The organism is Deltaproteobacteria bacterium PRO3 (assembly GCA_030263375.1).
Lineage (GTDB): Bacteria > UBA10199 > UBA10199 > DSSB01 > DSSB01 > DSSB01.
In genome coordinates, this window is record SZOV01000060.1 from 1 (window position 1) to 20,515 (window position 20,515).

At 61.1% G+C, this 20,515-nt stretch carries 20 protein-coding genes; 5 read left to right on the forward strand and 15 right to left on the reverse strand.

Going from position 1 to position 20,515, the window contains the following annotated elements; genetic code table 11:
* The 5 genes from FBR05_10095 to FBR05_10115 all read right to left on the reverse strand — a co-directional run.
* Nucleotides 1–834 (reverse strand): hypothetical protein (locus tag FBR05_10095; GenBank protein MDL1872546.1); only part of this gene is annotated, 834 nt, incomplete at its 3' end.
* Between the two features lie 93 nt (nucleotides 835–927).
* The gene (locus FBR05_10100) at nucleotides 928–1,155 is read right to left on the reverse strand and encodes a type II toxin-antitoxin system HicA family toxin (protein ID MDL1872547.1); all 228 of its coding nucleotides are present in this window, start codon (nucleotides 1,153–1,155) and stop codon (nucleotides 928–930) included.
* The gene (locus FBR05_10105; protein MDL1872548.1) at nucleotides 1,152–1,355 is read right to left on the reverse strand and encodes a type II toxin-antitoxin system HicB family antitoxin; all 204 of its coding nucleotides are present in this window, start codon (nucleotides 1,353–1,355) and stop codon (nucleotides 1,152–1,154) included. Before FBR05_10105 ends, FBR05_10100 begins: the two co-directional genes overlap by 4 nt.
* A gap of 94 nt (nucleotides 1,356–1,449) precedes the next feature.
* Complete coding sequence (locus tag FBR05_10110; protein MDL1872549.1) at nucleotides 1,450–2,859, reverse strand: hypothetical protein; 1,410 nt, start codon at nucleotides 2,857–2,859, stop codon at nucleotides 1,450–1,452.
* Nucleotide 2,860: 1 nt separating this feature from the next.
* Nucleotides 2,861–3,526: a hypothetical protein gene (locus tag FBR05_10115; protein MDL1872550.1), complete on the reverse strand. Its 666-nt coding sequence runs from the start codon at nucleotides 3,524–3,526 to the stop codon at nucleotides 2,861–2,863.
* Between the two features lie 268 nt (nucleotides 3,527–3,794).
* Here FBR05_10115 and FBR05_10120 point away from each other — a divergent pair, with 268 nt between their 5' ends.
* The 3 genes from FBR05_10120 (at nucleotide 3,795) to FBR05_10130 (ending at nucleotide 8,156) form a co-directional block, all read left to right on the forward strand.
* Complete coding sequence (locus FBR05_10120) at nucleotides 3,795–6,491, forward strand: hypothetical protein (protein ID MDL1872551.1); 2,697 nt, start codon at nucleotides 3,795–3,797, stop codon at nucleotides 6,489–6,491.
* Nucleotides 6,492–6,494: 3 nt separating this feature from the next.
* Complete coding sequence (locus tag FBR05_10125; protein ID MDL1872552.1) at nucleotides 6,495–7,016, forward strand: nicotinate-nicotinamide nucleotide adenylyltransferase; 522 nt, start codon at nucleotides 6,495–6,497, stop codon at nucleotides 7,014–7,016.
* A 273-nt stretch (nucleotides 7,017–7,289) separates the two neighbouring features.
* Complete coding sequence (locus FBR05_10130; GenBank protein MDL1872553.1) at nucleotides 7,290–8,156, forward strand: hypothetical protein; 867 nt, start codon at nucleotides 7,290–7,292, stop codon at nucleotides 8,154–8,156.
* Between the two features lie 16 nt (nucleotides 8,157–8,172).
* Here the strand turns inward: FBR05_10130 and FBR05_10135 are convergent, their stop codons facing one another.
* The 4 genes from FBR05_10135 to FBR05_10150 form a co-directional block, all read right to left on the reverse strand.
* Complete coding sequence (locus FBR05_10135) at nucleotides 8,173–8,988, reverse strand: kinase/pyrophosphorylase (protein ID MDL1872554.1); 816 nt, start codon at nucleotides 8,986–8,988, stop codon at nucleotides 8,173–8,175.
* Between the two features lie 538 nt (nucleotides 8,989–9,526).
* Complete coding sequence (locus FBR05_10140; protein MDL1872555.1) at nucleotides 9,527–10,690, reverse strand: DNA recombination protein RmuC; 1,164 nt, start codon at nucleotides 10,688–10,690, stop codon at nucleotides 9,527–9,529.
* Between the two features lie 67 nt (nucleotides 10,691–10,757).
* Nucleotides 10,758–11,015 carry a hypothetical protein gene (locus tag FBR05_10145; protein MDL1872556.1) on the reverse strand — a complete coding sequence of 86 codons (258 nt, stop codon included), beginning with the start codon at nucleotides 11,013–11,015 and terminating at the stop codon, nucleotides 10,758–10,760.
* A complete protein-coding gene (locus tag FBR05_10150) occupies nucleotides 10,990–11,235 on the reverse strand; it encodes a BrnT family toxin (protein ID MDL1872557.1) in 246 nt (81 codons plus the stop codon). The genes FBR05_10145 and FBR05_10150 overlap by 26 nt, the downstream gene beginning before the upstream one ends.
* Before the next feature lie 139 nt (nucleotides 11,236–11,374).
* Between FBR05_10150 and FBR05_10155 the strand changes: the two genes are divergently transcribed.
* Complete coding sequence (locus FBR05_10155; protein ID MDL1872558.1) at nucleotides 11,375–11,626, forward strand: glutaredoxin; 252 nt, start codon at nucleotides 11,375–11,377, stop codon at nucleotides 11,624–11,626.
* Here the strand turns inward: FBR05_10155 and FBR05_10160 are convergent.
* From FBR05_10160 to FBR05_10180, 5 genes are all read right to left on the reverse strand, one after another.
* Complete coding sequence (locus FBR05_10160) at nucleotides 11,623–14,196, reverse strand: hypothetical protein (GenBank protein ID MDL1872559.1); 2,574 nt, start codon at nucleotides 14,194–14,196, stop codon at nucleotides 11,623–11,625. The two genes, FBR05_10155 and FBR05_10160, sit on opposite strands and share 4 nt — an antisense overlap.
* A gap of 331 nt (nucleotides 14,197–14,527) precedes the next feature.
* Nucleotides 14,528–14,716 carry a hypothetical protein gene (locus tag FBR05_10165; protein MDL1872560.1) on the reverse strand — a complete coding sequence of 63 codons (189 nt, stop codon included), beginning with the start codon at nucleotides 14,714–14,716 and terminating at the stop codon, nucleotides 14,528–14,530.
* Nucleotides 14,710–16,206, reverse strand: coding sequence for a hypothetical protein (locus FBR05_10170; GenBank protein ID MDL1872561.1), 1,497 nt, complete (start codon nucleotides 16,204–16,206; stop codon nucleotides 14,710–14,712). Before FBR05_10170 ends, FBR05_10165 begins: the two co-directional genes overlap by 7 nt.
* A gap of 133 nt (nucleotides 16,207–16,339) precedes the next feature.
* A complete protein-coding gene (nagZ, locus tag FBR05_10175; protein ID MDL1872562.1) occupies nucleotides 16,340–17,428 on the reverse strand; it encodes a beta-N-acetylhexosaminidase in 1,089 nt (362 codons plus the stop codon).
* A gap of 219 nt (nucleotides 17,429–17,647) precedes the next feature.
* Nucleotides 17,648–18,445, reverse strand: coding sequence for an ABC transporter permease (locus FBR05_10180; protein ID MDL1872563.1), 798 nt, complete (start codon nucleotides 18,443–18,445; stop codon nucleotides 17,648–17,650).
* A gap of 381 nt (nucleotides 18,446–18,826) precedes the next feature.
* Between FBR05_10180 and trxA the strand changes: the two genes are divergently transcribed.
* Entirely contained in the window at nucleotides 18,827–19,156 is a 330-nt protein-coding gene (trxA, locus tag FBR05_10185; protein MDL1872564.1) for a thioredoxin, read from the forward strand.
* A 92-nt stretch (nucleotides 19,157–19,248) separates the two neighbouring features.
* Here trxA and rodA read toward each other — a convergent pair whose 3' ends face one another.
* Nucleotides 19,249–20,355 carry a rod shape-determining protein RodA gene (gene rodA / locus FBR05_10190; protein MDL1872565.1) on the reverse strand — a complete coding sequence of 369 codons (1,107 nt, stop codon included), beginning with the start codon at nucleotides 20,353–20,355 and terminating at the stop codon, nucleotides 19,249–19,251.
* Nucleotides 20,356–20,515: the final 160 nt, after the last annotated feature.

The window sequence follows — 20,515 nt, forward strand, 5'->3', positions numbered from 1 at the left end:
CAGCCCTCTTGGATTGAGATTCGGCAGCCATTCGTAAGCAAAATTGTCCGCCCCGACGACGCCGCAGTTAGTGGCGCAGCCCACCCCAAAATAGAGCTTGCCATCCGGGCCGGTGATCACGCAGTGGTGGCCGGGACCGAAGACGCCATTGCCGCGCTTGGCGATGGGGTTGCCGGCGTGCTTCGTGAACGGGCCCAGCGGGGATTTGGAGGTAGCGTAGCCGATGGCATAGTCCGGGCCGTCCGCGCCGCTTCCGGAGTACATCAGGTAGTACACGCCCTTTCGCTTCAGCATCCACGGGCCTTCGGCCACCGCGCCGCGGCGGACGACGGCCTTGTCGGGGTCGCCGCTGCCGTCCTCGATGTCGTCGAAGCCGGCGAAGCCGAGGATGGAGAACTTCGAGCAGGAGCCGAAGAGGCTGTCGATGATCTCGCCGTCGGCGTCGAAGAGGATGGGCGAAGTACAGACGGTGTCGGGGCTGTCGTCGTAGCAGGCCTCGGTGCCCACCCCGAGGAATTGACCGAAGTTGGAGGCATTGACGTCGCTGCCGCTCTCAGGGATGCCGGCGCCCTCGCTGAAGGTTAGACCGCCGCCGACCTCGGGAAGCAGCGTAATCCAGCTGGAAAACGCGTCGTTCATGATCTGAACGGTATTAGCATGGTTATAGGTCGGGTTGTCGTTCTTCAGACCGCCCTTGTCGGGATTGTAGACGACGGTGCCTTCCCAGCGCAGGGGCAGGCCGTTGATGTCGGTCTTGATGGCCCCGCCGGCCCAGGCAAGGGCGGGGAAGAGAAAGGCTGCGAGCAGGGCTGCGGCGCGAGGCGAAAATCGCATAGAAAACCTTTATCGTTGGAAGCGCTGATTCTATTAGAAGTCGGGTCTGTATCGCCACCCCTCTTACAAGGTTGCGGCGTAATTCGCCAATAATTAAAGTAATTTTATAAACGCTTCCACGGACAAACGGGCCTGTTTCAGGATATGGGACAAGGTCGATCTTTTAATGGGGCGATGGGCGGGGACGGTTAATTTAAGGGTCTCCGCGGGGAGGTGTTTCACCAAACGGATATGGCTGCCTTTTTGCCTCACTACGACCCAAGAATCCCTACGTAAAGCCGCGATGACCTGTTCGTAACCTAGACTAGGAACTTTAGTCATATCGCGATTTCAAGTTGTTCGGAATTTGGGGGGAGGATCAAATCATCCTCAACGGGTTCCAAGAAAAGGGAGATAGCTTCTTGGATATTTTTTAAAGCTTCTTCCTTTGTGTCACCTTCGCTAATACAACCCGGCAGAGAGGGGGCGTAAACCGTATAGCCACCCTCATCGCTTGGTTCTAAGACGATTTTGATCTTCATGGCCGATGCCTCGGGTTATTTATAAAACGAAAGGGGTCTTCTTGTCCAGAAGACCCCTTCCTAATCTAACGATGGAATACCGCCGAAACCTGAATCAATTGGCGTTCAGATTTTGGTTGGTCGTCGCACCGGCATTGCACACCACGTTGACCTCACGTGGCGTCCCCTTGGTGTCGCCAAAGCTGGCGCTGGTAAGAGGAGGATCGCATGGCTCCAGCACGAAGCTGGACAGGCCGGATCCCGCGCCGTTATCCGAGAAGTTTTGCAAGTACATGGTGTAGTTTCCAGGCTCCAGACCGCGGATGCTGTATGCGCCGCAAGCGGCGGGGCTACCCGCGTTGCAATTGCCCTGGTTTTTGCCGTTATTCCCACTTACATCGGGAAGACCTTGGGTAAACCGAGAGGCCTCGGATCCGGCGACAAAAGAGGCCGTCAGAGCGGGATCGCCGTTCTTGCTGGCCACCACCTCCATGCAACGCGCGTCGTCGGCTCCGCTGCTGTTGAGAGCGGATCCTTGGACGGCACAAGTGACCGAGGAGAAATTGGCGGACGGATAATACCTGGAGAAGGTCACCTTATCGTCGTAGTGCAAGGTGTTGAGATTGGCACCGGGCACGAAAAGACCGATCATGGTGGGGATATTCTCCGGCTCGCAACCGGCTCCTCCAGTCTGACAGTCGATATAATTTTGTTTGTTAGTCAGGGTGTGGTCCAACCCCAGGTAATGTCCGACCTCATGGACGACGGTCCCTTTCAGCTCATCCAGGGTGATTCCACCGGCAGGACAGGCACCCTCGTTATCCGAGGTCGCTGGATTGTCGCAGTTGGAATCCGGGGCGATCACCGGCTGCAGACAGGCACCCGAGACGACCATCTGAGAGCTCTTGAGAATGGGCGAGGTGATGGTCCCTTGGGCGTCATTGGCCTGCTGCGGCAGGATGGCCGCGAAGGCCAGGATGCTGAAACGGGCGCACTGGCCCTGGATGGCGTCGACAATGCTGCGCTCGGGGACATTGGAGCTGTCGAAGATGATCGAGTTCAGGCATTCGGTATTCGGATCGGAATCGTAGCAGCCTGCCGCCGTGACGTTGGAAGGCGTCGACCCACCGAAGAAGCTTCCGACCCAGAAGTTTTCGACGTTGTCGAAGTTGACGTCAACGCCGAGAGAAGGCCCTTCCTGGATGTCGATGCTGGCATTGGGCACGTTGTCCCAGGCCGCGAAGGCGTCTCGGACGATCTGGACGGCGTCGGTGTTGTTGACCTCGATGTTTTTGGTGAGGGCACAACCGCCGCCCCCACCGCCGCCGGTATCGCCGCCGTCCGCCGCCGTGTTCCCCTTAATGGGACCGCTCTCGGCCCGCCAGATAACCGGGCCTTGCCACAACACCGGCTGCCCGGCTGGGGTCGTGGAAAAGGCGCCGCCCGCATGGGCCGCCGCCGCCGTCAAACTCAATCCGGCGAAGGCTATGAGTCCATGGAAAAGTTTTTGAAATTTTCTCCTCATATTAGCGTCCCTCCACCGACAAGACGGTTCTTACGGCCGATTCCAGGGCCTCAGGGGTCAGGTCTTCCTCGGAAGCCAGCTCCGGCGTGTCGAATCCCTCTTCAACAATGGGCCCCTTGCGGAGAAACTTGGAGTTGTTAGGATTCGCCTTCATAAATTTCGCTTGAATGTCCTTATTTTTGAAGAAGAGGCCCTTGCCCGCGGGGGAAACCGCAACCTTTCGCCCGTCGACGTCCTTATAGATGAAAACCCCCTGTTTGCCGAAGGCATAGCTGGTTAGCCCAACGACGGAATTGCCGTAGAAGATATGCAGGCCCTCTTCCCCGACGACGGGGTGAGGGTTATCCTTCATAATTCCAGCGTACATCTTGATTTTAACAGTCCTAGGCGTTTCGCCGGCGGGATAGTCTTTGTTACCCTTCAGTATCTTGCTGCATTCGATCGTATATTCGATTGCGGGCAAGGTGCGGGTGCTGTTTGGAAAGGTCACGCTGGTGGGAGATTGGCTCAGCACCTTACCCGAGCAGATCAGGGCGTTGACCCCGGCCCCGCCGATGACATAATCAAAACCCGGCGCCATAATACGGGTGGTCGCCTGAGCGGAAACACCCGCCAACGCCACCACGGCCGCCGCCGTCAGGCCCGTCAGAAATCTTCGTAATTGCATTTGAATGCCTCCTCTAGGAGTGAGTGAAATCAAATTCTAAACCAAAGACTTAGACCGGGGCAACCAAGATTTGCGCGGCCTTTTCTTGCCCCGCATGAGGGTAAATCTCCCCCTAAACTATGCCGCGGAGTGCCATAAACCAAGAGACGCGCCACCAAGCCCTTTTGTTCAATGGTCTTTGGTAATTATCGCCCGGCCTACACCCAGGTGTTGCCCTCCGCGTTAAATTTCTTAACGCTTTAATTTCCGAGGATCTTTGGGTAAATTGATGAAAATGCGGGAATATTCTTCCAGATTGTTCCGTTTTGCCCTCTGGTGGCTGGGGCTCTTGCGTCGCCCCTACCTGTGGGCGCGCAAAAAATGGGCACCCTGGTTCGAAAGGCGCATCGACCCCGCGCGCAACCTCGACACCACGCGGATGCTCGCCAAGTTCAACGCCTTCCACCGCCTCTTCTTCAGCCGCGGCTTCGACACCATCCGCTTCAACGACGAGGACCTGCAAAACCTGACGCAGGCCGGACAGCGAGGCCCCCTGGTCTTCCTGATGCGCAATTGGGGCCAAGTCGAGTACAACTTCTTCAACCACCTCTTCTTAAGCCGCCAGCTGCCCTTGGTCGCCCACAACAACATGGTCCGGATGGGCCACTGGATGCCGAGCCACCAAATCCGCCCCATCCTCTTCCAAAAGATCGACCGGTTTTTCGTCACGAAGGAGTGGCCCTACAACGACAGCCTCTTCGACCCGGCCAAGGCCCTGGCCGAGAAGCGCCCCATCCTCTACTGCCTCAACCTGCCGAAGGGCACGCGTTGGATCGAGGCCGAGCACGAGGCGCAGCGCGCGATCTTCCGCGAGTTGCTGACGGTGCAGAACGGCTTCGAGCAACCCATCCAGCTGATCCCGCTGCACTTCATCTACGACAAGCATCCGGGAAAAGCGAAGAAATCGCTGACGGACATCCTGCTCGGCAACCGGGAGAACCCGGGCTACTTCCGCAAGATGTTCCTCTTCCTGCGCAACTACAAGAAGCGCGCGGTCGCCAAGATCGGCGAACCCCTCGATCTGCGGCGCCTGGCCGCCCTCTACGGGGGCGAGAACAACGAGGCGACGGCCGAAGGGCTTTCGGTGCAGGTACAGCGCGCCTTCGAGATGGAGACCCGCCAGGTCACCGGCCCCAAGCTGCAGAGCCGGCGCAGCTTTTTGGCGAAGATTCTCGAGGCCCCCCGCTTCCGCGACCGCCTCGAGCACATCGCGACGCAAGAAAACATCTCTTTCGAGAAAGCCGAAAAAAAGGCCCTGGGCTACCTGCGCGAGATCGCGAGCGACATCAACTTCACCGTGATCGAGCTGTGGGATTTCTTCCTGAGCTGGCTCTTCAACAGCCTCTACGACGGCCTCGAGGTCGACCAGGCTGGGCTGGCCAAGGTCAAGAAGGTGGCGAAGGACTCGCCGCTGGTCCTGATCCCCTGCCACAAAAGCCACGTCGACTACCTGCTGCTCAGCTACATCTTCTACCAGAACGACTTGAGCCTCCCGCACGTCTGCGCGGGCATCAACCTCAACTTCTGGCCGTTGGGCCCGATCTTCCGCAAGTCCGGCGGCTATTTCATCCGCCGCAGCCTGCCGGGCGACGCGCTCTACCCGCTGGCGCTGAAAAGCTACGTCAAAGAGCTGATGCGCGAGGGATATTTCCAAGAATTCTTCATCGAGGGGACGCGCTCGCGCTCGGGCAAGCTCTTCCCCCCGAAGACCGGCCTGCTCAACATGATGGTCGAGAGCTTCGCTGACGGCGGCGTGAGCGACGTCTATTTCGTGCCGGTGGGCTTGGGCTACGAGCGGGTGTTAGAGGAGCGGGCCTACCTGAAGGAGAGCAAGGGCGCGAAGAAGTCGAAAGAAAAGTTCAGCGACCTCTTCCGGCTGCCGAAGTTCCTGCGCCGCCGCTACGGCAAGGTCTACATGCAGTTCGCCGAGCCGATCTCGCTGCGCGCGGCCTTAAACCACGAGGGCGAGGCGCCCGTCGACCCGGCCCGTCTCAAGCAGACGGTCGCCGAGCTGGCCGAGCGCATCTGCGTGGCGATCAACGAGGTGAGCACCGTGATGGCCTCGGCGCCGGTCGCGACCGCCCTGCTCGCCCCGCACGGCAAATCGATCACCCCGCAGCAGGTCGCCGACAAGGCGCGCGAGCTGCTGGACCTCGCCCGGCAAAGCGGCGCGCGCCTCAGCGAGGCACTGCGCGAGAAACCCGAAGAGGCGATGGAGGAGGTCTTGGCCAGATTCGTCGCCGAGGGCCTGGTCCGCGAGCACCACGACATCGAGGGCCGCTTCTTCACGGTGAAGGAAGAGACGCGCGGGCACCTGGATTTCTTCAAGAACCAGGGGATCCATGCCTGGGCCAAGGAGGCGGTCGCGCAGATCTGCGACAAAAAAGCGCCGGGAAAACTGGAAGTGGTCCATAGCCTATTGAGCAAGGAATTCTTCTTTGCCGACCCCGTAGGGGCGTTCCCCCCTCAGCCCGGGGACAAGCGCGAACAGCCCCTACAGCCGCCGCCCTGGCTCAGCGATATCTTACTACCTACGCTGGAATCCTACTGGCTCAGCCTCTACGTCATCGAGCAGATCCCCTTCGACAAGTGGGACGCGCGCAAGCTTTCGCAGAAGATCCTCGAGCTAGGCGAGACACTCAAGATGCGCGGCATCCTCGAGTTCCCCGAAAGTCTCTCCAGTTTTCCCATTCAAAACGCGATCGCGCGTTTCGTCGAGATGGGCATCCTGCGCAACCATCAAGAGGACATGGGCCCCGCGGGCAAGAAGCTCTTCTCTCCGGGCCCCGACCTCGAGGCGCGCGAGGCGACGCTGCGTCTCTTGGAGGACCTCTTGGGCAAGCCGCGCAGCCGGCCCCGCGAGAAGGGCGAGTTTTCGGCCTTTCCTAACGTGATCCCCCTCCTGCCTAAGTCGGAAAAGGGCTGAGCCATGCGCGTCGCCCTCCTGGGAGGCTCCTTCGACCCGCCGCACCGGGCCCACGTCCAGGTGATCGAGCATCTCCTGCAGAGCGGGCGTTTCGACGAAGTATGGGTCTTCCCCTCCCCGCAAAACCCCCTCAAGCCGGCCTCGGCGCCCTTCGAGGACCGTCTGGCGATGTGCCGCCTGGCCTTCGAAGGGCTAGATCCGCGGGTGCGGGTCAAGGACGACGAGGGCACCCTGAGCGGCTACACAATCGACCTGATCCGGCACCTGAAACAGCACTACCCGAAAGCCGAATTCACCTTCGTCGGCGGATCCGATTTAAAAGACGAGCTCCCGCGTTGGAAGGAAATCGAGGCGCTGAAAAAAATCCTCCATTTCGAATTCCTCCCCCGCCCCCCGGATCCGGCTTCGCCCTTCGACGCGATCAGCGCGACGGAGGTGAGGGGAAAGATAAAAAAAGGATTGCCGGTAGGCGACCAAGTGCCTAAATCAGTGCTTGCTTACATTAAAAACCGAGGACTTTATTGAGAGCCGGAAGTAAAAATTCTTTCCCCCTTCAATTTAAGGACGGTGGAAAAAAAATTCCCCTTTTACGAAGGGCCGGTCCGGGAGGGAAGGGGTTCCCCGTAGGCTTTCCGACTGTCTGAGCGTCCTTATTTAGTCACTCTCATAGCAGGGAGTAATTTTACGGCAAGGCCATATGATAAACCGCGAGTTTCGGAAAGCCGGAGGGGAACCCCTTCCCTCCCCCACCGGCCCGGGGTGGCAAGAACGCCATCCAAGGCATAAGGCAATACACCCATGCGAATCGACAAAGCCCTAGTCGTCTACAACAAGCCCCTCTACCAACTCCACGTCCTGGAGCAAAAAGACCCACACTACATCGGCCTGCTCAAAAAGAAGCACCCGACAACGCGGCTCTGGCGCGCCGTCCATGCGATGCATCAGGAGACCCTCGAGGGGGTCCAACGGACGCTGGAATTGCTGGGCATCGAGACCGACACCGTCTTCCGCGGCCAGCTCAAGAAGATCGGGAAGTACGACTTGGTGGTCACGGTGGGCGGCGACGGGACCTTTCTCGACATCAGCCATATCCTCGGCAACCAGGTCCTACTGGGCGTGAACTCCGCCCCCATCGACAGCACCGGCGCGCTGTGCCGGGCAAGGATCGGGGATTTTCTGACGGTCTTGGTCGAGCTGATCGCCGGCAAGCGCAGGCCGCAGTGGATCCCCCGTCTCCAGGTGAAGGTGAACGGCAGGGCGGTGGCCCCTCCGGTGCTCAACGAGGTGCTGTTCGCGAACCAAAGCTCCGCGGGCACCGCGCGCTACCGCGTGCTCATCGGCAAGACGGCCGAGGAGCAGAAGAGCTCCGGCATCTGGATCGCGGCGCCGACCGGCTCGACGGCGGCCATTCGTTCCGCCGGAGGCAAACCGATGCCGCTGACCAAACCGGCGATGCAGTACGTGGTGCGCGAGCTCTTCCCCGAGCCGGGCAAGCGCTTCCAGATTCGAAAGGGGATCCTGCCGAAGGGCAAGAAATTGACGATCTACTCGCGGATGCGGCAGGGGGCGCTGTTCATCGACGGGAACAAGATCTCGGTGCCGCTCAATTTCGGGGATAAGGTCGAGATTTCGGCGGACGGAAAGCCGCTGCGGGCGGTGCTGTAGAGACTTGCGCTCGCCCCTACTTTCCCAAAGCCAACAAGACCTCGGTCGCGATCTCCTCGATCGCCTTCGCCGTCACGTCGATCGCCGGGATGTTGCCCAGTTGGTCAAAGACGCGCCGCGCGTAGTCGAGCTCCTCGTTGATGCGGTCGAAGCTGGCGTACTCCTCGGAGAGGGGCCGTCCCAGCTTGATCAGCCGGGTCTCGCGCAGTTGGACGAGCTTTTCGGGGTTGATCGTGAGGCCCACCATCTTGCTCTTGTCGACGTGCTCGAGCTCCTGCGGGATCGGAACCTCGCGCACCAGCGGGATATTGGCGACCTTGTGGCCGCGGAAGGCGAGGTAGACGCTGAGCGGGGTCTTGGAAGTGCGGGAGATGCCGATGAGCACGATGTCGGCCTGGCCGATCGTGTCGAGCCCCATGCCGTCGTCGTGCTTTACGGTGAACTCGATGGCCTCTTGGCGGCGGAAATACTCGTTGGTCAGCTTGTATTTGAGACCGGGCTCGTCGCTGGGGTGCGAGTGCAGGTAGGTGGTGAAGACGTCCATCACCGGGCCCATGATGTCGACCGCGACGACCTGCTGCTTGGAGCATTCCTCGAGGAACTGTTCGCGCAGGTGTTGGCCGACGAAGGTGAAGATGATGATGGCGTGCTTCTTCTTCGCCTCGCCGATCACGTGGACCATCTTGGGGTGGTCGGTCACTCGGGCCTTGCGGACGATGTTGACGTTCTCGATCTTGAACTGTCGCAGCGCCGCGAAGGAGAGATTCATTGCCAACTCGCCGGTGGCGTCGCTGACGGCGAAGATATGATAGGTGGGGGCTTGCTGTGCCATACGCTTTTGCTCTTTTTCTCGCTTTTGCGTTCTTATCCTGGAACGCGGCGGCCGATGGGTTGGTCTTAATGCGTCGTCCCTGCTTGTCGCCCGGTCTCCGGGCCTCTGGGGGGCTCCCTTCCGGGCCCTGCGGAACTCGCATCATCACATTGCATCGAGCACCCTCCCCCTTAAAATGATAACCTTACTTCTTGCCGCCGCTCCCTAGCCTTAAGGAAGGCTCAAACAGTCCTCGGTCCCTCCAGGGACCCCCCAGATTCCCTCCGACCTACCGCTTACAAAAATAAGAGGGACGGAAAAAGAAAAATTTATAGAAAGAAATTCGTCTCTTAACCTCTACCCTATAATAGAAGCCCGTTGACAGCTCGGGATCATCCCTGGAGGGACCGAGGACCTGTCTGAGCCTTCCTTAAAGCCTAGTGCCCATTCCGCTGGGCAGTAGCCTTCGGATCCGAGGAGGCGACGGCAACGGCAATTATAATACCGCGAGTTCCGCAGGGCCCGGAAGGGATGAATCCCGAGATGCCGACGGGCCACCTTAATTCCCCGGCAGCAGTCGCACCTTCTCGTTATTCTCTAAGGAAGACTCCCCAACCCCAGCGACGGCCGCGGCGCCCTCCCCTTGCCCATGCAAGCGCCCCATCTTGTCGCCGAATTTTGTCAGCCGCCCCTCCGCGTCCTCGAAGGCCCCCTGAGCGTTGTTCAGGTGCACGCCCACCTTGCGGAAGGCCTCGGCGATGCGCCCCAGATCCGCGCCCAGACGGTTCAGGCCGTTTAAGATTTCCTTGGCCTCCTTCTCGATGCGTAAACCCTTCAAACCGAGGACGATGGTGTGCAGGTAGACATAGAGCGTGTTCGGCGACACCGGGATCACCCGACGAGCCATCGCGTAGTTGGCCAATAGGTGATCGCCCTCGCTGAGATCCGACTTGATGATGATCTCGTAATAGACATTTTCCGCCGGGACATACATCAAGGCGAAGTCGAAGGTGTCCTCGTCGGGCCGGATGTACTTGTCCGCGATCGCATTGATGTGCTTCTTGACGTCGCTTACGAAGAGGGTCTTGAGGGCGCGCTTCTCGGCCTCCTGCTCGGTGGCCAAGAGGCGCTGGAAGTTTTCGAGGGGGAACTTGGCGTCCACCGGGACCCATTTGTCGCCCAGCCGGATGGCGGCGTCGACCTTCTCGCCGTTCTTAAAGGCGTGCTGCAGCTCGTAGTGCTCGCGCGGCAAGATCTGCGCCAGGAGATCCGAAAGGAAAAACTCGCCCAGCGAGCCGCGCAGCTTGGGGGCCTTGAGGATCTCTTGCAAGGATCGGATATCCTTGCCGACCTCGAAGAGCCGCTGGTTGGCCTCTTCCAATTTGCCCAACTTGCCCTGAACCTCGGCCACGACGCGGGCCGCGTTGTCGAGCCGTTGATTGACGGTTTCTTGTGATTTTTGAAGGACTTCGCTGGAGTCTTTCAAGCGCTGATTGAGCTGCTGATTGAGTTGGCCGAGCTGGCTTTGCAGCAGGTGAGCGCTGCCCTCGAGGTTGACCCGCACCTGCTCGCGCAGCGCCTCGACCTGCTGGTTGAGCAGCAGCAGGGGCATGTCGGCCTCGGGAGATTTTTCGAGGCTCTTCTGCAGGTCGCGATGCTTGACGAGGAGAAAGACCAACAAGGCGAGGACCGCGACGAGGATGGCTAGGAGGGCCCAGGTCATAGGGATTCCTAACGAAGGGCGGAGAGAACTTCAAGCGATTACGGCTGTCCCACCAGTTTCAAAGGCCTCAGGCTTTATGCACACGCCTCAAGGAATCATCCAACAATAGTTTGATCAAGGCCTGGTAGGGAACATCCTTGGCACTGGCTTCCGCACGAATTCGATTGAGCAAGGGAGTCGGCAGGCGGATGGAAACAACCTGAGTCGGCGGCTCGGCGGGCAGCTCGAATCCCAAGTCCTTGAGGGTCATCCTCTTCCCCCGGTCAATCATGCCGGTGGTGTCGACGGAATCGTAGTCTTTAATCTCTTTCTTTTTCGCCTTCATAAACTGCCCTCTCCTTCCGGGAGGCCGGCCTAGCCGTGATGACACGAACCTTGCCGGCCCGTAGGGTAAAACCTATCATGAGCACCCGGTTCTCAAGGCCCTTCCCATAGAGGATATATCTCTTCTCTCGAGCGGAAGAATGCCTCAAGTCCTCGAAGATTTGGTGACTGGAATCGTAGAAGCAGCTTTCAGCCTCGAGGCTGGAAACCCCATGCTTCATCTCGTTTTTCTGGACATTCCACTGATCCCAATCGAACCTAAGGGGCTTCACGTTGGTTTTAAGCTAAAGGATATGCCTCGTAGTGTCAACCACTACAGGCTTGCATGGAACCGGCCTCTTCGGATACCAGAGAAAAAGAATGCCCAAGGTAAAAGTCTACACCACCTCTTACTGCCCCTTCTGCGACGCCGCCAAGGCCCACCTGAAGCGCCGGGGCATCCCCTTCGAGGAGATCGACGTGACGGACGAGGCCGCCAAGCAGGCGCTCAAGCAGCGCACCGGCTGGCGCACGGTGCCGCAGATCTTCATCGACGACGAATTGATCGGGGGCTACCAAGAACTCATGGCCCTGGACGCCCGGGGCGAATTGGCAAAAAAGCTCGGCGCCTAGCGACGTCCGCCCTGCAGCATGCCCATGACGATGTCGAAGGGCTTGGGCGTGCCTTGGGCGATGAGCTGCTGATTGATGGCGAACATGGCCTGGAGTTGCTGCAAAGTCAGTTGATTAATCTGCCTCTGTTGCTCCTGCAAGACTTGGAAGCCGTTGTTCATGAATTGCTGGCTAAGGTTGGCGGCTATCTGCTCGCGTTGCATATCCTCAGCCATTCGGGCCTGAGCATAGGCCTCGGCATCCCTCAAGTCGCGGTCCTCCACTGCCTCGCCGCGGTCGCGATAGTGGTCCGCCACGGCCCAGCCACGGTTCCGTTCTTCCCGCGCATTTGTCCAATTATTGCCTATAACCGCCCTCTGCCATTCCACCTCCGCCCTGCCTCGTTCCGCGGGATTGGTGATGCGGGAAAAATCCGGCGTGTCGGGGGGGTTGGCGGAGCGCACCGCACCCTCGACGGCCGTTCGCTGGTCGGCAGGCATGGCGCGATAGGCCGCCGCTCGTTCGGCCAGAGGCGGTGTCCCACCGGTTCTTGCAGCTCGAAGGGCGGCGGGGTCCCGAAAGATGGCCGGCCCTCTCCCGCCGTCTCGCGAGATAAATCCTCGGAGATGGGCCTGACCATTGGCGCCCCGCCAATAGCCGTTGGAGTCGGCGCTGCGAATCGCGTCGTAGTAAAGGTTTTCTTCGCGCGCCGCGGTGCGAATCAGCAAGCCTGGAGGATTGTCCCCCGTGAACCGAGCGGGATTGCTCGGCTCCGCGTACCAATGGACATCCTCGGCGACTCCAGTGCGCACGCCGAGCATTTGATCCAATGTGGGATCCGCACTACCCGTTCCGGCCCTTTCTCGGTAGAGTTGCTCGGCCATCAACCGGGCGTTTTCCATGGTGATCGGCGGTTGGATATTCTGGGCGCGCGAGGCCTCGTAAAGGCCGCGGGCCGTCTCGTCGATCATCCCCGTCCGGATCTCTCCGGAGACGCGCGCGACCAATGCCGGGCGCTCGCTGGCGGGGATCTCGGTGCCGTCCGGCCGCAAAAAACTTCCGTTAATGGCGGCATCATCGCGGCCCGGGTGCTGCCGCTGGTACTCCGCAATCTGGGCATCGGTGAAACCCAAGGTCCGCATGCGGTCCCACTCCCCCGCGAGGGGTCCGCTGGCAGGGCGCGTCGGCGGGACCTCCGCCGGAACCGGGGCGAAAGGTCCCGTTGGGGCCCCCGGCCCACCGGCACCTGTAGCGCCGCCCCCCGTGCCGCCGACTCCTGCGCTACCGCCACCGGGGTCTCCGACTCCGGGGCCGCTTCCGGCCGTCCCAGGGCCGGTAGGAGCAGCCAAGGTAAGACCGTCCAGATTGATCCCGCTGGCCCTGGCCGTGGCCGCCAACGAAGCGGGAATCGGCCTGCCGCTCGTCCGAAAAAATTCCACCCGATACTCCAAGTTACGCAGGGCCCTTCCCGTGAGAGCGGGTCCGACCGGCGTTACGCTGGAAGCCGGGGCGCCCGCAACTGGGGCCGTGACAGATCCCGGGGAACCGCTACCGGTGGCCGTGGGACTCCCTACGGAGCCGCCTTCGGGCCCGGCCGCGGAACTCGCCGGCGGATGCGCCCGGACATAATCAATCGCCCCTTGAGTCAGGGGATCAGGAACGCCGGTGTGAGCAGGGATTTCCCCGCCCATCCGGATCGGGGTGAAGACCGAGCTGCCGTCGGCAGCCCTAGTAGTGATGCCAGGGGCCCGCGGCGTGATGCTTCCGCTTGGATTGAATACCGCCGTGCTGCTCACAGTCTCGGTTGCGGGGATATTGAAAAGGTTATGCGCACCGGTGTTGACATCGAAGCTGGTCGGCCGCCCCGTCGCGTCCAGCATCCCCATGTTTTGCAAAACTCCTTGCGCTTGTTCCCGCGTGTAGCCGAGGCCCGGCGGGGTCCCGGTGGTCGGCCGCGTGGCATATTCCATCCATTGATTGGTGATTTCCAAACGCCGCGTCGCCGCCGTCAAGGCCTCGCGCCGGCCGGCCGCCGTCGGCTGGTTGAGCGAGGCGCGAAGAGATCCAGGGGCGGGATGGCTTCGATCCCCCAAATCGACCAAGGAAGCGGAAAGGTCGCTGGTAGGGATGGAGCTATGCGCGTTGGGAGGACTCCCGGTGTGGGGCATACGGGACAAGGCCATTTGGCGCCCTTCCGCTCCGCCGCCGTAGAGGTCGGCCATTCGCAAAGTACCTGTTCCCGTGGGCCAGGTATCGACGGGCTCGGGGGTCCCGGGGCTGATCAGCCCCCGGGCGCGCAAGTCCGCGAAGGCCTCGCTGGGCGGGATATTTTTTTGACGGTAAAGGGTCAGGTATTGGTCCACGGTGCCCAAGGCGAAATCGTCACGAATCGTCGCGTCGTCTCGGGCGCCCGGGCCGGTGGTGTTGAAACTACGGATGTAATCCGCGCGATTGGTGCCTGAGGGAGGCGGCGGATGGGCCTCGAAATAGGCGTCCGGATCGATCCCCAAGGCGCTCAGCCGGGAAACCACCGGCGTCAGATCGGGAGGAAAGTTTGGCCCGCCGTCGTGCAAGGAGGACGTGGAAATCACCGGACGGCGCCGAGTCCCGCCCCCGGTGGGCTCGGGGGGCGGATGGGCCGCTGCGTAACTGTCGCGCAATGCTTGGGGCGCGGTGGGGGGAGGGGTATCGGAACGGAAATGAACTCCCGGAGGAGCTTCACTGCCGCCCAGGGCGGTGGTAGGGATTTCGGTGGTTGAGGAAAACCATCGGCCCGTATCGCCTGCTTCCCGATAGAATATCCTGTTGGCATCCGAGCCGGTGCCGGGACCTACACGTTCCCAACTCATAAATCCTCCAAACTAGTCGCCCATTCATTTTTCGGCAATGAAAACAGCCCGAGTTGCGAAATAATTCGCGAGGCTAACACCGCATCCCAGCCCATAAATCCCCGGTCACTCCGGCCCGCGCCCCCGAGACCGCCTCGGCCCCGAAGCGCGTGCGCAGACCTGCGTCCCGCGCCACGGCCGCCCGCACGCCCGGCGGCAGGCCGCCGTGGTCGCTCAAGGCCATCCATTCGGGGTCGGAAGTATTTCCAAAAAAACTCAACACATACCCTGACTCGTGTAAAACTCGCCCCCAAAACCTGCTCCCGACATCGCCCTCGCCCGAACTTCACGACCAATACCGATCCAAGACCTGACTCCCGGCCGGGCATCAGCGGGCAGCCTTGCATCATCCATTCCATAAACGCGACCGGTACTCCGATCCACCACGGCGAAATTCCCCATAGGTCCCGGAGTTTCAACAATTCCATAATTTCCTAACCTACCCATTGGATCTACCATGGAGCCAAATCCAGTGGGATCATTTGGGTTGGATCCGCTCCCCATCCCTCCCCCGCTTCCCGAACCGTCCCCTCCCGCGTAGGTCCCATGCACCGCATGAGCTAGCGCAGTATGTGTCGCGTAATGGGTAGCTCCTCCGCTAAGGACTAAACCCAGTCCCCGCTCCATTCGAGCGCCGTGGGTGTCCACCTCGGGATCCCCACCTCCGCTCCCCCCGGATAACAACACCATCCCCTCGGCCAAATGTTCGGAAGGGTTGAATGTGCGAGCGACACGGGGGCGCCGCCCTTCACCCTCACCACCCGCCCGTGGGGGCATATGGCTCGCATCGCCGTCGGCCGCGTCGCCGTCGCTGACATCAGGGTGATCTCCGACCTCTTCCGTATCCTCTTCCGGGCCCAACTCGATCCCGAGGGCGGCGAGGCCGTCGAGCGCCGCCTGAGCGGCCTCTTGATTGGGCGGAGAGGCGGAGATCGCGGCGCGGAGCTGGGCCTCGAGCTGCTGGGCCTCGGTCTTTTGCGCGCCGTCGGGCAGGTTGGCGATACGGCCCGACAGGGCGGTCATGCGCGGCTGAGTCAAGGTGGCCAAAGGTCCGGTGGCATTCGGAAAGATCGGGGGATTGGTAGGAGTCCCCGTCGCCGTGGGCCCGCCCGTGCCGCTGCCGCTCGCGACAGGAGCCCCAAGCATCCCCTTGCCCGGCATCCCCGCCCCAGGATTGGCGGGATTGGGATTTGGATTGGGATTGGCGCGTGCCGCCGCGCGATCGCTGGCGCTGAAGCGGGAAAACAATTCTTTTAAGGCCCGCGTGTCGCCGGAAGCCAGGGCATCGCGCAGAGCCGTGCGGGTCTCGGCCCGCGCAGACAGCTCACGGTCGGCGGTGAAACGGTCAACGTGGCCCTCTTCCCGCGCGGCATGGTGGCCGGATTCGGCCTCGGCCATGTCTCGGGAGGCGCCGGCGCCGGCGCTGGCCTCGTGGCTGACGGTATTTAAGCGAATCTGGTTGACGAGCTGACGGGCCTGCATGTCGTCGCCCGTCATTTGGTCGGCAATCTGGAGGAACTCACCCTCGTCGATCATGCCGTCGAAGGAGCCGAAATCCTCCCCTGGGGGCGCCCCGCCTTCCGGCGCGCCCTCGGGCCCCGCAGGCGGCTTCCCACCTTCCGGGCCGCCACCCCCCTCGGGCCCCCCTGGAGGGGGACTCCCTTCTACCGGGGCACCACCGCCGCCTGATCCTGGTACGGAACCGACTCCCATAAAAAAACCAATCCTCTCAAGCGAACAGGCAGACGCCGCCCGTTCGCGACTACGCTAAAGTCTATTATCGCAGGGCCCGCACGTCAATGTTGCGAAGCCGTTGAAATTTTAAGGATTCCGGAAATTTCGGCCCTTAAAACCGCGACGCAACCGCGAGGTGCCCCGAGGAGGGCAAATGCAAGCCAGAATCTTGGAGCCCGGTGCTCAGGGAATCGCGAAATTTGTTCAGTTTTTGGGCCTTTTCCTCCAACAACCGACGAAAATCCGCCTCTCGCTCGGCAACATGGACCAAATGTGCCGCAACGCGTCGTTGGACGGCCTCCTGGTGGCAGAGCAAGACCAGGTCTCCTCCCACGCGCAAAAATCTTTCCGCGGCTTCTTCCAGGGACCAGCGGGCGGCGATCCCCTTCATGAAAAAATCGTCCGAGATGATCAACCCCGAAAAGCCCAGCTTCCCGCGCAGGAGGTCGCCAAGGATCTTTTCGGAAAGCGTGGCCGGCCAGTCCGGGTCGAGCGCGGGGTATTGGACATGGGCCGTCATCAGCATGGGGATCCCCGCGCGCACCGCCCGAACGAAGGGCCTAAACTCGCAAGCCAGGAGGTCCTCTCGGGTTTTTTCGACGACGGGCAGGGTAAGATGGGAGTCCTCGCGGGTGTCGCCGTGCCCCGGGAAATGTTTTCCGCAACCCATCACGCCCTCCGACTGCAGGCCGGCGAGGAAGGCCAGGGCGGTGTCGGCCACGCGGTCGGGATCGGCGGCGAAGGCGCGGTCGCCGATGATGGGGTTTTGCGGGTTGCTGTCGACGTCGAGCACCGGGGCGTAGTCGAGGTTGAAGCCGGCGGCGCGCAGCTCGCGGGCGAAAATCCTTCCCACCTCTTCGGCGGGCCCGCAATCGCCGGTTTTCGCGCAATAGTCTCCCACCTTGCGCATTGGCGGAAAGGTCGTGAAAGGCTCGGGGAGGCGGAAGACGCGCCCGCCCTCGTGGTCGACCGAGACGATGGGCGGCTTCTTCGCGGCGCGGTAAATCGCGGCGTTCAGCTCGCGCAGCTGCTCGAAGCTCTCCAAGTTACGCTTGAACAGGATGACGCCGCCCAGGTCCCACTGCTGGAGGAAATTGAACGCGGAGTCGCTCAGCTTGTGGCCTTCGAAGCCTACTACCAGCAGGGAACCGATCGTTTTCTTTAATGCCTCCGTGGTGGTCACGCGCTTTTTCCTTCTAATCGAACTTCTTTGTAACGTTGCTCCCTGCGCCTTGCGGGGCGGGAGCTCGGGGGTATTCCTTCCGGCTTTTCCGAAACTCGCGGTTTATTATATGGCCGTACCGAAAATATCCTTGGTTGCTATGAGAGTGACTTGCTGAGGACGCTCAGACAATCGGAAAAGCCTCCAGGAATACCCCCGATCTCCTACCCCGCAAGGGCCACCGCTGTAAAAATTTTACTAACGAACATCGTAGCGATCTCGCAAGCCGTCTCCTAAGAAATTGAAACCCAATACCGTGATCATGATCGCGATGCCAGGGACGATGGAAAGGTGCGGGGCGACCAATAAATATGCCACCCCCGCATCCAGCATCGCGCCCCAAGAAGGCGTCCCCGGCGGAACGCCGATACCTAAAAACGAGAGCGTGGTCTCCGCGATAATCACGCCCGCGACACTCAAGGTGGAATTCACGATCACCGGACCGAGGATATTCGGCAGGATATGCCGACCCAGGATGCGGGGCGCGCCGTAACCGAGGGTTTGGGCGGCCTGGACGTACTCGACCTTGCGCAGGGCCAAGACCTGTCCACGGACAATGCGGGCATAGGAGACCCAGCCGACTGCGGAGAGGACGAGGATGATGTTTAAGATGCTCGGCGGCATGAAGGCCGCCAGGGCGATGATCAGCAGGATGGAGGGAAAGGCCATGAAGATATCGGAGACGAAGACGAAGGCCTCGTCGATCTTGCCTCCGAAGTAACCGGCCATCAGACCGATCAGGGTGCCCAGACTCATCGAGAGGGCGACGGTGACGAAGCCGATCAGCAGGGAGAGGCGCGCCCCGTAGACGACCCGCGAAAGGACATCCCTACCCTCTTCATCTTGGCCCAACAAATGCGTGGCAGAAGGTCCGCGCAGCTCTCCGGCCATATCCGGAACATCCGGCGCCGGAATCGGCAGGATCGGTGCCATTAGGGCGAGCAGAAGCACGAAGACCACTAGGGAGCCGCCGAATACGAGTTTGAAGTTCTTCATAGTGAATAAATTTGCTGCCGCACCAAAGACAAGTGAATCAACCTAAGCATCGTTCCCTCTACCCTCTAATAGATCGCCCGGTGCCGAGAGCGAGGGGTGTTCCTCGGAGGCTTTTCCGATTGTCTGAGCGTCCTTATTTAGTCACTCTCAAAAGCACCAAGCATCGTTAACGGCACGGCCATATAATAAACCGCGAGTTTCGGAAAAGCCGGAGAGGAACACCCCTCGCTCCCGGTCCCGGGCGCACCTTCGGTATTTCGGCGGCAAGAAAACCCTATCCCCAACGACACCGAAACCCGCGAGCCACTCACTCTTGTATACAGCGTTTGACTTCCCCCCGGCGATAGTGATTTATTGAACGAACAATGGAGGAAATCAACAATGGCTAGTCCATACGTCAAAACCGCCACCGACGCCAACTTTGTCAGCGATGTCCTGGGCTCCGACGTCCCCGCCCTGGTGGACTTTTGGGCCGAGTGGTGCGGTCCCTGCCGGGCCTTGGCTCCCCTGGTCGATCAGATCGCCGAGGAAAATCAAGGCAAACTGAAAGTTTTCAAGATGAACGTCGACGAAAACCCCAACACCCCCTCGCAGTACGGGGTGCGCGGCATCCCCACGCTGATCCTAGTGAAGGGCGGCAAGGTGGTCGACCAGTTGGTCGGTTCGGTGCCGAAGCCGACCTTGGATCAGTTCATCCAGAAATCTCTGTGAGACACCGGCTTGGCACCGCGCCAAGCCAAGCTCTAAATACAAAATTCAGGTTTATGCCGCGTAGGGGCCGTTCGCGAACGGCCCCTACGGCTTTAAAACATATACCGCCGCATCAATACGTTGAAGGCCGCCCCCATGCCCAGCATGGTGCTCAACAAGGCCGAGCCGCCGTAGCTGAAGAACGGCAGGGTCACCCCCGCCAGCGGCATCAGGCCCAGCACGCCGCCCAGGTTGATCGCCACCTGCCAAAACAGCAGCGCCGCCACCCCCGCCACGAGGAAGCCGCCGAAGCGGTCCTGCAGCTTCCCCGCCGCCTGCAACATCAAGAGCAGCAAGAACAAAAAGGCCCCCAAGACGACGGTCCCTCCCAAAAACCCCCACTCCTCCGCCAAGACCGGAAAGACGAAATCGGTGTGGCGCTCCGGCAGGAATTTGAACTTGTTCAAGTCCCCCTTCAGGAAGCCCTTCCCCAAGACCTGGCCCGAGCCCACCGCGATCTTGGACTGCAGCAGGTGATAGCCCTTGCCGCGCGGGTCCTTTTCAGGATGCAGGAAGGTCTGGATGCGGGCCCGCTGGTAGTCGCTCAAAAAATAGCGGTAGCCCGCGGCCCCCGCGACCGAGACTAAGACCAAGGCGACCACGAGGTAGCGCGCCGGCAGACCCGCGATGAACAAAAAGGTCCCGCCGATCAGGGCAAAGAACAAGGCCGAGCCCAGATCCTTCTCGACCAAGATCAGGCCCATCGGCAGCAAGATAAGCCCGAGCGCCGGAAGAAAGTCCCGCAGCGTGCGCCGTCCGCCGGGCGGGAGCCTCTGGAAGTATTTCGCCAAGACGAGGATGACCGCCAGCTTCGCGAACTCGCTGGGCTGGACGCGCAGCGGGCCGAGCGCCAGCCAGTTCTTCTGCCCGCCCGAGGCCTTGCCGAAGAGGATGACCAAGACCAGCAGGGCCAAGCTGACCAGGTAGATCGGCACGGCGGCGTCCATCAGCAGACGGTAGTGAAAGGTCAACATCAGGAGCAGGAGCGCCAGTCCCACCCCCGCCCAAATCAGCTGCGAGCGGAAGAAATGCGAGGCCTCGCCCGAGGCCGCCGCGGAGGCGCTGTAGAGATTCAGCAGCCCCGCCGCCAAAATCAACAGCAGCAGGGCCAGCAGGTGCCAGGGAAAGAGGTAGAATAATTTTCTCGGTTTCGAGCTCATCGCGTCGCGGCCCTCCTCCCCCGCTGGGCGCGCGGCGGCGCGGCCTTTGCCTTGGGGGGCGATTTCAGTTCCTGGGCCGGCAGGCGGTCTTTGAAGTACTCCGCCATCACCCGCTGCGCGACCGGCGCCGCCACCGAGCCGCCGTGGCCGGCGTGCTCGA